The 11,966-nt window shown below is 62.4% G+C and carries 12 protein-coding genes and 2 tRNA genes; 9 read left to right on the top strand and 5 right to left on the bottom strand.

What is annotated here, in order from left to right:
• The first annotated feature begins 20 nt into the window (after window positions 1-20).
• Together ACLGL5_RS20705 and ACLGL5_RS20700 are read left to right on the top strand one after the other, a co-directional pair.
• Window positions 21-170 carry a hypothetical protein gene (locus tag ACLGL5_RS20705; protein ID WP_155772703.1) on the top strand — a complete coding sequence of 50 codons (150 nt, stop codon included), beginning with the start codon at window positions 21-23 and terminating at the stop codon, window positions 168-170.
• A 96-nt stretch (window positions 171-266) separates the two neighbouring features.
• A complete protein-coding gene (locus tag ACLGL5_RS20700; protein ID WP_027046726.1) occupies window positions 267-1,688 on the top strand; it encodes an MFS transporter in 1,422 nt (473 codons plus the stop codon).
• Between the two features lie 8 nt (window positions 1,689-1,696).
• On the opposite strand, the gene ACLGL5_RS20695 is transcribed toward ACLGL5_RS20700, so the two are convergent.
• Window positions 1,697-2,494 (bottom strand): RlmE family RNA methyltransferase, encoded by a 798-nt coding sequence (locus ACLGL5_RS20695; RefSeq protein WP_494372755.1) that lies wholly within the window; start codon window positions 2,492-2,494, stop codon window positions 1,697-1,699.
• The gene (locus ACLGL5_RS20690; RefSeq protein ID WP_019857568.1) at window positions 2,491-3,846 is read right to left on the bottom strand and encodes a Ppx/GppA phosphatase family protein; all 1,356 of its coding nucleotides are present in this window, start codon (window positions 3,844-3,846) and stop codon (window positions 2,491-2,493) included. Before ACLGL5_RS20690 ends, ACLGL5_RS20695 begins: the two co-directional genes overlap by 4 nt.
• Window positions 3,847-4,258: 412 nt before the next feature.
• Here ACLGL5_RS20690 and ACLGL5_RS20685 point away from each other — a divergent pair, with 412 nt between their 5' ends.
• The 3 genes from ACLGL5_RS20685 (at window position 4,259) to ACLGL5_RS20675 (ending at window position 6,003) form a co-directional block, all read left to right on the top strand.
• Window positions 4,259-5,191 (top strand): lysylphosphatidylglycerol synthase domain-containing protein, encoded by a 933-nt coding sequence (locus tag ACLGL5_RS20685; RefSeq protein ID WP_064984753.1) that lies wholly within the window; start codon window positions 4,259-4,261, stop codon window positions 5,189-5,191.
• A gap of 175 nt (window positions 5,192-5,366) precedes the next feature.
• Window positions 5,367-5,440, top strand: a tRNA-Gln gene (locus ACLGL5_RS20680).
• Between the two features lie 182 nt (window positions 5,441-5,622).
• Window positions 5,623-6,003, top strand: coding sequence for a cupin domain-containing protein (locus ACLGL5_RS20675; RefSeq protein WP_019857555.1), 381 nt, complete (start codon window positions 5,623-5,625; stop codon window positions 6,001-6,003).
• 131 nt (window positions 6,004-6,134) lie between these two features.
• Here the strand turns inward: ACLGL5_RS20675 and ACLGL5_RS20670 are convergent, their stop codons facing one another.
• A complete protein-coding gene (locus ACLGL5_RS20670) occupies window positions 6,135-6,389 on the bottom strand; it encodes a hypothetical protein (protein ID WP_223217745.1) in 255 nt (84 codons plus the stop codon).
• A gap of 410 nt (window positions 6,390-6,799) precedes the next feature.
• On the opposite strand from ACLGL5_RS20670, the gene ACLGL5_RS20665 reads away from it, so the two are divergent.
• The 4 genes from ACLGL5_RS20665 to ACLGL5_RS20650 all read left to right on the top strand — a co-directional run bounded on the left by ACLGL5_RS20665 (window position 6,800) and on the right by ACLGL5_RS20650 (window position 10,534).
• Window positions 6,800-7,432, top strand: a complete 633-nt coding sequence (locus ACLGL5_RS20665; RefSeq protein WP_064984755.1) for a hypothetical protein — start codon at window positions 6,800-6,802, stop codon at window positions 7,430-7,432.
• Window positions 7,433-7,532: 100 nt separating this feature from the next.
• A tRNA-Cys gene (locus tag ACLGL5_RS20660) sits at window positions 7,533-7,606 on the top strand.
• Window positions 7,607-7,973: 367 nt separating this feature from the next.
• Window positions 7,974-8,654, top strand: coding sequence for an outer membrane protein (locus tag ACLGL5_RS20655; protein ID WP_019857552.1), 681 nt, complete (start codon window positions 7,974-7,976; stop codon window positions 8,652-8,654).
• Window positions 8,655-8,860: 206 nt separating this feature from the next.
• Window positions 8,861-10,534 carry a hypothetical protein gene (locus tag ACLGL5_RS20650; RefSeq protein WP_069091928.1) on the top strand — a complete coding sequence of 558 codons (1,674 nt, stop codon included), beginning with the start codon at window positions 8,861-8,863 and terminating at the stop codon, window positions 10,532-10,534.
• Between the two features lie 123 nt (window positions 10,535-10,657).
• Here the strand turns inward: ACLGL5_RS20650 and ACLGL5_RS20645 are convergent, their stop codons facing one another.
• Window positions 10,658-10,864, bottom strand: a complete 207-nt coding sequence (locus ACLGL5_RS20645) for a hypothetical protein (RefSeq protein WP_210184879.1) — start codon at window positions 10,862-10,864, stop codon at window positions 10,658-10,660.
• A 298-nt stretch (window positions 10,865-11,162) separates the two neighbouring features.
• The gene (locus tag ACLGL5_RS20640) at window positions 11,163-11,945 is read right to left on the bottom strand and encodes a YciC family protein (RefSeq protein WP_069091927.1); all 783 of its coding nucleotides are present in this window, start codon (window positions 11,943-11,945) and stop codon (window positions 11,163-11,165) included.
• Window positions 11,946-11,966: the final 21 nt, after the last annotated feature.

Genomic DNA, 11,966 nt, shown 5'->3' with positions numbered 1-11,966 from the left:
GGAAAAAGCGCTGGACCGGAATGGACAGCGCCGACTCTCATCTTCCCTTTCAGGATTGGCGCTGGCTGGTAACACGTCGCGACGCGGATGAAAAGCCGATCGTTGCATTGCACAACAGCGTCTTCGACCATTTGATTGCGCCACCCGTGGTTGCGGTCGCACAAAAGTGACAGCAATTTAACACGACATCGGTGTCCAGCCATGATAACCGCCCCCTGTATCGGTTCGCCCCCGGCCGAATAGAAAATTTGAAAACGGTCACGCTTGTGAATCGCACCATTCCGCTGATCCTGGCGGTCGCACTTTTCATGGAAAACATGGATTCGACCGTCATCGCGACATCGCTGCCGGCGATCGCCATCGATATCCATACCAGCCCGATCGCGCTCAAGCTGGCGCTGACGGCCTATCTTGTGTCGCTGGCGATCTTCATTCCAATCAGCGGCTGGATGGCCGACCGCTTCGGCGCCAAGAACATTTTTCGCGCCGCGATTGCGGTGTTTATCGTCGGCTCGGTCGCCTGCGCCTTGTCCGGTTCGCTGCCGGCCTTCGTGGTGTCGCGCTTCCTGCAAGGCATTGGCGGCGCCATGATGACGCCGGTCGGGCGCCTGGTGCTGGTGCGCGCCACGCCCAAGAGCGACCTGGTCGCCGCCATGTCGTGGCTGACCGTTCCCGCACTGGTCGGACCGCTGGTCGGTCCCCCGATCGGCGGCTTCATCACCACCTATTTCACCTGGCACTGGATCTTCCTGATCAATGTGCCGATCGGCCTGGTCGGCATCTGGCTGGCGACGCGCTTCCTGCCGGAAACCGAATCGATGGAGACGCCGCCGCTCGATTTCATCGGCTTCGTGCTGAGCGGGCTTGCGGCATCCGGAGTGGTCTTCGGCCTGTCCGTGGTCAGCCTGCCCTATCTGCCGCCGGCCACCGGCTTCATCACCGTGGGGGTCGGGCTGCTGTCGGGCGCGCTCTACCTCATGCATGCGCGGCGCGCCAAAAATCCGCTGCTGGCGCTCGAACTGTTCCGCAACCAGGTGTTCCGCTCATCGGTGCTTGGCGGCTCGCTGTTTCGCATCGGCATCGGAGCAGTGCCGTTCCTGCTGCCGCTGATGTTCCAGATCGGCTTCGGGCTGACGCCGTTCCAGTCTGGCATGATCACCTTCGTCTCGGCGATCGGCGCCATCGGCATGAAATTCGTCACCGCGCTGATTTTTCGCGTTGCCGGCTTCCGCCGCGTGCTGATCGTCGGCTCGCTGGTCGCCGCCGCATCGATCGCCATCTACGGCCTCTTCACCCCCGAAACGCCTTACGTGCTGATGCTGGCCATATTGCTGGTCGGCGGCTTCATCCGCTCGATGTTCTTCACCGGCGTCAACGCGCTCTCCTATGCCGAAGTGTCGGCCGAAGACACCAGCAAGGCAACACCGATCACGGCGGTGTTCCAGCAATTGTCGATCGCGCTCGGCGTGGCGCTGGCCGGCGGCATTCTGGAAGTCTCGACCTCGATCCATGGCGGACCGCTGACGCTGGGCGATTTCCACATCGCCTTCTTCATCGTGGCGGCGGTATCGGCGGCGGCGTCGCTGTCCTTCATGCGGCTGGCGCCCGACGCCGGCAATGCCGTCTCCGGCCATGGCCGGCTGACGACGCCCAAGCCGCTGGAACCCGTGAGATCGCCGGGGGAGTGAAGGCCGGCTCAGCGGTCAGCGTCCCCCGGCCCTTCGCTATGGCTCCGGGCGCTCGAGTCCTTCGGAACGTCCACTGGACGTTCCGATCCGCCTGACGGCGGACCGGACTCTCGCCCCTTAAAATCTTTGGCCAACAGATAAAGCTCGACCGATTCATCGCGCGAGGCCGGCGGCTTGACGTGGTGGACGGAGCGGAAATTCTTCTTGAGCATGGAGAGCAGTTCGTTCTCGGCGCCGCCCTGAAAAGTCTTGGCGAGGAAATGGCCGCCCGGTTTCAGGACGGACAGCGCGAAATCGGCCGCCACCTCGCACAGATGCATGGTGCGGATGTGGTCGGTGCGCTTATGGCCGGTGGTTGGCGCCGCCATGTCGGACAGCACGACATCCGGGTCCCCACCCAGCGCTTCGGCGAGCTTGCGCGGCGCATCCGGATCCAGAAAATCCATCAACAGCACCGGCGCGCCGGGCACGGCGTCCATCTCCAGATAGTCGATGCCGACGACATGCGGATTTTCCGCCGTCGATTTCGTGCGTGCGGCCGCGACCTGGCACCAGCCGCCGGGGGCGGCACCGAGGTCGATCACCTTCATGCCGGGCTTCAGCAGATGGTGCTTGTCGTCGATCTCGATCAGCTTGTAGGCCGCGCGCGAGCGATAGCCGTCGGCCTTCGAGCGCTGGACATAGGGATCGTTGATGTGGCGCTGCAGCCAACGTCGCGACAATTCCTTCAGGCCGCTCTTCTTCTTGATCCGCGTCTTCAGCACGCGAATGCTGGCCGATCCTGGATTTTCCGGTTTCTTGGTCATTGTCGGCCACGCCCATCGTTGCGCCAGACGCCGTCATCGGCCATCAGCTCGCTCAATATGCCTTCGCGCAGGCCACGGTCGGCGACGCGCAGCCGCTCCGAGGGCCAGACGGCGCGGATCGCTTCGAGGATAGCGCAGCCGGCCAGCACCAGATCGGCGCGGTCGGCGCCGATGCAAGGGTTGGCGCAGCGCTGCTGGAAATCCCAGCCGACCAGTCGTTCCACCATGCGGTCGACGCTGTCGCGGTCCATCCACAGCCCGTCGACCCGACGACGGTCGTAACGCTCGAGATCTAGGTGGACGCCGGCCAGCGTCGTCACCGTGCCGGACGTGCCGAGCAGATGGAAATTCGGGCTGGCCTTGAGGTGGCTCAGCCGGTCGCGACCGTCGAAGCTCGCCAACCGGCCAGCGACATCGTCGACCATGGCGTTGAAGATCTCGCGCGTGACGGTACGGCCACCAAAGCGCTCGGCCAGAGAGACGACGCCGACCGGCAGCGACGTCCACGAGACGATATGGTTGGCGAGCCGCGGCGAGCGGCGGCCGGTGAGATCGATCAGCGCGATCTCCGAAGAGCCGCCGCCGATGTCGAACAGGACGACGCCCTGCGTGTCGCGCTCGACCAGCGAGCCGCAGCCGGACACCGCCAGCCGCGCCTCGGTCTGGCGGTCGATGATCTCGAGCTTCAGGCCGGCCTCGCGCTCGACGCGTTCGAGGAATTCGACGCCGTTCTCCGCGGAGCGGCAGGCTTCCGTGGCGATCAGCCTGGCCTTCCTGATCTTGCGGCTGCGCAATTTGTCACCGCAGATCTTCAGCGCCTCGACGGCGCGATCCATCGCCGGCTGGCCGAGCCGGCCATTAGCGGTGAGCCCCTCGCCCAGCCTGACGATGCGCGAGAAGGCGTCGATGACGCGGAACTGGCCATGCCGTGTGGGAACGGCGACCAGCAGCCGGCAATTGTTGGTGCCGAGGTCGAGGGCCGCAAAGACCGGCAGCTCATGCACCGGCGGCCGGCGCGTGCCCTGTTCGGGGCGCGGCGCTTGAGCGACGGGGGAGATTGCCGGCGCCGTCGGCTGCTTCGCTTCCAAAGCCGGGGCGGCCTGGCCTGGCACCGGCGATCGATTGCCCTGCGTTTCGTCGCGCGCAAAAACCTTGCGCCCGCGCCTTCGCTTGCGCCGCTTCTTGGGCTTGCCCTTCTGGTGATGGGGCGCGTCGCCCGCCTGCCCAGCGGCGGAGCGCGGCTCCGTCGGGCGGCGTTGCTGCCAGCCGGCAGTCCCCGAGCCCGATGGCCCTGGGGAAGCGCTGGACGCGCCCACCTCCGACGCGCCTGCGCCGGTGTCGCGGTCTTCCACTGTCGTTCCTTCCGGCGCCGCGCGAACCGGTGAAGGACGCAGCAGGCGCTTTGGCATGTTTCAAGTTGCCGCCAGACTAACAGTGCCGTGGCCGATCACCAAGAGCCGCATGCCGAATTTTGCCGGCTGGGCGAGACGGCCCTTTTGCGCCGCCGCGTAATGTACCCGCAAGGCTGGATTGGTAGCGCGGATGCCGGCGAAGACAACGCTGGCCGCAGCCGATGCCTTGTCGCCTGCCGTTTGCGCTGCTTTCGCTGCGGGCAGATCTTGCCGGCGGCCGGCGCGACATGTGTTCGCGGTTGAATAGCCGGCTTCAATGAGGCATTTCTGAAATGAATGGAAGTCACCGGGCGGCCGGGCTCCCACCATCAAGCGAAAAGGAAGCGGGCACGCAGCGCATGGCAGTCAGGCAATGAACTGGAAACGCTATTTCTGGCCGGTCGTCGGCATCGCCGCGGTGATCTTCTCGCTGCTGCTGCTCTGGCATGAACTGCGCGGCATTTCGCTCGACGATGTCTGGGATGGGCTCGCCGCCATCCCAACCCGCGGCTGGGTGCTGGCGGCGCTGAGTTCCGTCATCGCCTATGCCGCGCTCGCCGGCTACGACCACATCGCGCTGCTGCATATCGGCAAGCGTGTGTCGTGGCTGTTCGTGACGCTGTGCTCCTTCACCACCTATGCGCTGTCGCACAATATCGGCGGATCGGTCTTTTCCGGCGCCGTCATCCGCTACCGTGCCTATGGCACAAGGGGCCTGACCGGCCAGGATGTCGGCGTGCTGGTGGCGATCTGCTGGATCACCTTCGTGCTGTCGACGATTCTCGCCTCCGGCCTCGTGCTGGTGTTCGAGCCTCAGATCATCGATCGGTTCTCGGGCGTCGCCCATCATGGCCTGTCGGAAGCGGCGGGCATCGCGATGCTGCTCCTCGTCGCCGCCTATATCTTCGGCAGCTGGCTGCATCTGCGCCCGCTGAAGATCGCCAGCTTCCAACTGCACTATCCGGCACTGCCGATCGTCGCCAGGCAATTGCTGATCGGCCCGATCGAACTGATTGCCGCCGCGGCGATCATCTTCTTCGCCCTGCCCGAGGTGCACAATCCCGGCTATTTCGTCGTGCTTGGCGTCTTCCTCGTCTCCTTCTCGATCGCCCAGATCTCGCACGCGCCGGGCGGACTCGGCGTGTTCGAGGTGGTCTTCCTCACCGGCCTTTCCGACATGGAGCCGGTCGGCGTGCTGGCGGCGCTGCTGGTGTTCCGGCTGTTTTACCTGATCATCCCGCTGATTCTGGGCCTGGGCGTGGTGCTGTTCTTCGAGCGTTCGCAGTTCAGCCGGACAGAGAGCTGAGGCGCGGATGGGATCTTGTGCCCGCCGCGCGCACCTGAACCCCGGCGTCTGAAACCAGCTGTCAAAACGGAACGATTGAACCACACAGCAGGCTTGACTATTTTCCGCTGGCGGCTACAAGGCAGCGCTCAAGCGGCTCAGCCGTTCGGCCCGCGCGGTCCATGACCGCGCTTGCTGGGGAATAGGTTAACGGTAGACCCACGGACTCTGACTCCGTTAGTCCTGGTTCGAATCCAGGTTCCCCAGCCACTCTTTATTCATAATTTGAATCAGCAGCTTACACAGAACTTTATGTCCTGATGCGGGCCATTCCAGGTCACCCGTTCAGGTGGTGAGCGCGGCTGTGGTCGACCTTCGCAGATATAAAAGCAATTGCTAATATAATGGAAAGGTGCCAGCATTGGACTCCGCGTCGCGTATGGGAGGATGCCATGGCCGATGGTGGAATGAATGTCACCAAGTTTGAATCCAAATCTCACGACAACCCGGATGAGGTTCGCTCGCCCGCCAAGACACGCGTCGAGGTGGTGCGGCTTCCAGGCTTTACGCTCGGGCGGCTCAATATGGAGCCGGGATGGAAATGGTCCGAATGCGTGAAGCCGGTCGTCAAGACGGATAGCTGTCAGGTATCGCATGTCGGCTACGTCGTGTCCGGAACCATCACCATCAAGATGAATGACGGGACTCAGAAGACGTTCACGAAGGGTACGTCCTATACCATCCCGCCCGGCCACGACGCCTGGGTGGAAGGCAACGAACGCTTCGTCTGCATCGAAGTCATGAGCGCCGAGCAATACGCCAAGCCGGCGTAGGGCAGGCTGCAAACCTGCTGGCTAAAAGGCTCGCGTCGGGCCGCGAGACTGTCGGCGCGGCATGAATATGTAGCGAACAACCGCCGCGCCCATCAGCGCGGTGACATAGTCGTGGTTGCGCGCCGGTCGCCTCATCCCTTCCACATTGTCGATCGAAGAACAGCCTGCATATGCTCCGGGAGGTCGAGTTCGCCGCGCGCCTCTATCTCCAGAAGATATCGGGCCTTGGCCAGGCGATCGCCTTCCTCGACCGCGGCATGGCCGCAGATGGCGAGCAGCGCCCTCTCCTCCTCCCGGCTGGCTCCGCCGGAGTCGCCGCCTAAATCGTGCAGCGCCTTGCCGAACGCCGCATATGCAATCCTGTGCGCCTCAATCAGCTCTCGCAATCTATCTGACGGTTCCTGGTCTCGGCCCGGCGACCCTGTGGCGCGTGCGGTTGCCGCAACCGTCGAGGCGACGGCTGCGCTGCCGGAGTGGAAAAGCAAGGCGCGGCGGTTGATCCTGGACGTGGCGAACTCTCCCATTGCTTCGATGGCTATCAGATCGATGACATGACAGACCGTAACACGACGGCTTGCACATTCTTGTCAGGATGGAAGGCCTCAAGGCAGCCGACAGCAAGCGCGGGCTGGCTGATGCCGCCGCACCTGAAACAAGCTTCCCGTCCGAGAACACGCACGGCGCGTCACTTTGGGCGGCTTGAGGCAGGTGAGATTTCCGGAGTGAAAAAGATTGATGGTGGCAGGTGCGTTCCAATGGCTAAGTTGCGTAGAAGTTTCCAGCACGAGGCCGGATAATGGTCACTGACACCGAGTTCATTCACGAAAGCATCCGCCAAGGCTGCGTGACGCTTGCCGATGGTGAATTCCTCATCGACAGGCTGGTGAAGTATGTCGGCAACGGAAGGATCCGTTGGCATGTCGAGTTTCGTGGGCATCGCGTCGAGTTCACGACCGGCCAGATCAAGAAGCAGCCGACCTTCCGCAGGAAGATGCTCGAACAGGCCGGTGTGCTGCCGCCGCAGCGCGCGGGTTTCGATTATAGGCGATGGGCACTCGATCTGAGAAAGAATGCCATCGAGCTTCCTTGGCGGGATCGACCGGTCGATGCCGGTTTCTCGATCGACAGCCTTGTCAGTCTTGGAGGCGACCGCTGGACGGTCGACTATCAAGGCAAGGTCATCAAGTTCACGACGACCAAACTGCGCAGGCAAACCAGTTTCCGCAAACGCATGCTGGCCAAGGCCAAGGTGCTGCCACCCCAACTGGATCCGGTCGCCTATCGGAAGTGGATGGACTGGCTGATTCAAAACGCCACGGAGGCCGCACCGCAGGCCAGCGATGCTTTGATGAGCGAGAAAAGCTGGCTCGACGACCTGCCGGAGCTGGCCGGCTGGCAAAGCGAGGCGCCGCGCGAAGAGACCAACTAAGGGCGGCGCGCCACCGACAATCCCTTCACCCAAACCGCGCAGGGGGGAGCGCCTGCAGCAAGGTTGACGCGCGTTGGTGGTATGACCATAACACCAGCACGGTCTGGTGGCGGGACGGTGACGCATCGGTCTGCAAAACCGACGTAATGGGTTCAATTCCCATTCAGACCTCCATTTTCAAAGCCGCCCACGCCACGCACAAGCAGGGTGGCTTTCTTGTCAGAGACGCCAGCCTACCCTCTTAAACAGCGGCGGTGCCACCATGGCGCTTGCAACGCTTGGAGGCACACATTGATGGCGAGGGAATCCAGCCGCGGCCGGCTCACCGTGGCAACGCGGCTCCTCCGCGAACTCGAAGATCGGGGCGACAATCGTTTGGAAACAGGCCAAATGGCCCTCCAAAACGCCTTTTTGTTGCGCTGTAGCAACATGCTTTGGGGAAAGCGTGCGCTTCAACCATGCAATTGCGTTCCGTAAGGGAATTCCTGTGATACTGATACATAGAGTTCGGGTCAGGCATAGCTCCAGGCGGGGACAGACTATGAAATACATTTTGGCAGCAGCATTTTTTGGCGCCACCCTTTCCTCGGCCATGGCGGCCGATGTTGTGAATGAACTTCCGGTCGCTTCCACGTATGATTGGACAGGCGCCTATATCGGCGGCCAGATCGGTTACGCTTGGGGCAAGGACCATATCCAGGACGAGAACATCGCCAGCGGCGATTCAGATTATTCGGATAGCTTCAGGCTCCGTGGGGTCACCGGCGGTATTTTTGCCGGCTATAACATGCAATGGGGCAATATCGTCGGCGGCGTCGAAGGCGATATCGAGGCCTCCGGAATTGTCGGCCACAACCCGGACTGGCCGTTCGGAACTGACGACAATACCCATATCGACGCCCAGGGCTCATTGCGCGGGCGCCTGGGTTATGCCTTTGACAACTGGATGCCCTATGTCACCGGCGGTTTGGCGCTGGGAGACATTCACACGAAGTTCGAAGACGGGCCGGCAACGGATTCCAAGTCGACAATCAAGGCCGGCTGGACGGTCGGCGCGGGCCTCGCTTACGCTTTCAACAAAAACTGGGTCGGCCAGGCCGAATATCGCTATACAGATTTCGGCAAGGTCACGACTGCAACCGATAACACTGACTCGGGTTGGGAAGAGCACGAACACCTCAAGACCAACGAGGTCCGAATCGGGATCGCCTATAAATTCTGATTTGCAGATCCTGTATCAGGTCGCCCGCACAGCAGTTCCAAATATCGGTGCGTGTCCCGTATAATGGCGCCATTATATGGTGATGCGGATATGCGGGTGAAAATAGCCAAAGTGCAAGTTAGTCCGGATCGTGCCGAAGGTCAGAAAGCTTTGGGCACACCGACTGCGCTTGTCTGACGAAGGCAATGAGTCAGACGAGCCGGGAAATGGACCACTTCAACCTCGGCACCTATCGCCGCTCGATCTCCACCCGCTCCACTGAGACCCAGCGCTGGTTCGATATCGGGCTCAACTGGTGTTACGGCTTCAACCACGAGGAAGGCATCAAGTGTTTTGAGAAGGCGTTGCAGACCGATCCCGGCTGCGCGATGGTGCATTGGGGCATCGCCTATGCCGCCGGGCCTTTCTACAATCTGACCTGGAAGGAACATGGCGAGGCCGAGGCCAACAGCGCGACCAGGCGCTGCTTCCAGCATGTCCAGCTGGCGCGCGCCCATGCGGCTGGCGCCAGCGAGATCGAACGGCGATTGATCGAGGCGCTGGCCTCTCGCTTTCAGAAGCCGCACAAGGTGAGACCACAGGATTTCGAACGATGGGATGATGCCTATGCCGCCGCGATGCGGCGGGTTTACCACGATTTTCCCGACGATCATGATGTGATGGCGCTGCTGGTCGAGGCGCTAATGATGCGCACGGTGCGGCGGCTGTGGAACCTCAAGACGGGGGAACCGGCACCGAATTCGGACGTGCTGGAAGCCCTGGAGGTTTGCGAGCGGTCGATCCGGCTTGCCGACGAGGCAGGTGCCTCACAACACCCGGCGATCCTGCACCTGCACATCCATCTCCTGGAAATTTCGACCATGCCGGAACGCGGCTTGCGCTCGGCCGACCGGCTCGGCGAAATGTGCCCGGATGCCGGGCACATGAACCATATGCCTGGGCATATCTACGTGCTGTGCGGCGACTATGAGAAGGCGAGGATCGCCAGCGAAAAGGCGGTCCGCGCCAACGACCTCTATCTCGCCTATGCCGATGAGCCGACCTATTATCTGCTCGGCTGCTGTCACGATCTGCATCTGATGATGTTCACATGCATGTTCCTTGCCCAGTATCGGCCAGCGCTGTGGGCCGCCGACAAGGTGCGCAGCCTAGTGACGCGAGACGTGGTCGGCATCCAAGACCGCCCAAAACTCGCCCAGACCGTGGAAGGCTATCATGCGATGAAATCGCATGTGCAGGTGCGCTTCGGCCGCTGGCAGGAGATCATCGCCGAACCGGCGGTCGAAGAGCCCGGCCTGTATGTGCTGACGGCGGCCATGCAGCACTATGCCAAGGGTGTCGCGCATGCGACGCTGAGGCAATTCACGGAAGCCGAGCGCGAGCGCGACCGGTTCCACCGGCATATGGAGACCATTCCGACCGAACGGCGTTTCCTCAGCAACCCGACCCGCGCCTCGCTCGCTGTCGGTGCCGCCTTGCTCGACGGCGAGCTTGCCTACCATCAGGGCCGGCACGAGGAGGCCTATGGCCATTTGCGCCAGGCAGTCGAGCTGGATGACAACCTCTCCTACACCGAGCCATGGGCGTGGATGCACCCGCCCCGCCATGCGCTGGCGGCACTGCTTCTCGACCAGGGCCACATGCAAGAGGCCGAGGAGGTCTATCGCGACGATCTCGGCCTCACCGGCAAGGTGCAGCGCTGCACCCAGCACCCGGACAATGTCTGGGCGCTGCACGGGCTGGTGGAATGTTTGCGGCGGCGTGGCGAGAGCGAGGAGTTGCTGGCCCTGCAGGCAAGACTCGCCACGGCGCTGGTCAAGGCGGATGTGGCGATCAGCTCGTCATGCCTGTGCCGAACGAGCGTGCAGCGCGGCTGCTGAGATTCCGATCTGACGATGTTCCTATTCGAAGCCGACCTTCAGGAGATGGAAGCTCGAGCCGCCACCGCACAGACCGAGCCTTGGATCAGGATCTTATGGCCGCGGCGCGGCGGCATCAGCCGATCAGGCCAGGCTGAATGAACGGCTTTCCTCAATTAGCGCAGAGCAGTCGATCTCATCATGAAATTGGGCGTATGCATCAGGTGCAAGCCAGGAAGCGTAGGACCGAAGCCGCTTGAGCCTGGCCGTTTTCTCGAGCCGCGCCAGCCGCTCATCTTCGGCTGGTTGGGTGCGAGCCGGCCTCTTGTTCCTCTCGGCAGGATCATACATATCGACTATCCTCGGTCGGAGCCTATGAAGAGGCCGCTCAATGAGGGAGTTGGCCCACTCACCGGAATATGGACCTGTTGCTCCGGCGGTCCGCTCTCCAATTGGGCTGGATGCCACCACAAGCGCGGATGAAAGTCGCCATCCATTTTGATGAAGCTGCCGCAATTGGCCGGGCTCGGCAGAGCCATCCTCAAGCGTCATCACCCCCGACCCAGTTCGTCAGGCATGTGTCGGACGAGCGCGCAAACCATTCCGTCGTTGAAGTGGGCTGTCGCCCTCATGTGAATGGCGCCGTCCGCTACGAGAATATCTGCGCCAGTTCGTCGATGCTTGCGCCTTCCTTGACCTGGCGCAGTTCGACATAACTGACCGCGGCGGCGATCGACAGCACCATGGAGATCACGGTCTGCACCAGCGCGGCGCCCAGCTGCGCCAGAATCCCGCCAAACAGGACGAAAACCAGCAATATCCCCCACTGGGTGACCATCGCGATGATCATCAATATGAGAAACAGGCCAAACAGCGACCAGCGGTTTCCCTTGGTCAGGGCACGGCTGCGTGACATCGAGCCGAAAACGCCACGCCGCTCCTGGATCAGGACCGGCACCGACATCGACCATCCGAGCCACAAGATGATGCCGGGCACGATCAGGGCCAGCATGGCAAGGACCGAGCCAAAGGCGACGAGGAAGCCAATCGCCAGCGTCGGCAGCAGGAAGCGGATCGCAATCTGAATACAGTCGCCGAAGGAGGGCCGCCTGCCGTTCAGGTCCTCGATCGTCGCCCGGACCAGTGACGACTGAAGCAGCATGGTGAAAACGAAGGAAACCAGCCCGGCGACGAGGCTGAGATAGGAATTGCGGAACATCGCATGGGGATCCGCCATTGCACCCGGATCACCATGCAACATCGCGTCGACCTGCGGCTGGCTCCACAACCGGACAAGCAGCGTCGGCACGCCGGCGAACAGCGCGGCAAGGCCAAGGCAAAGCCCGATGTTGCGGCCTAAGACGGCAAAGGTGTTGTTGAACACCCTGCCGATCTCGAACCGGCCGGGTTGTCCCAATGTCGCAGTGGTCATGATATTCCCCCGAGCCGCCGC

Source organism: Mesorhizobium sp. U510 (assembly GCF_059180695.1).
This window is presented reverse-complemented; position numbering and strand designations above follow the sequence as displayed.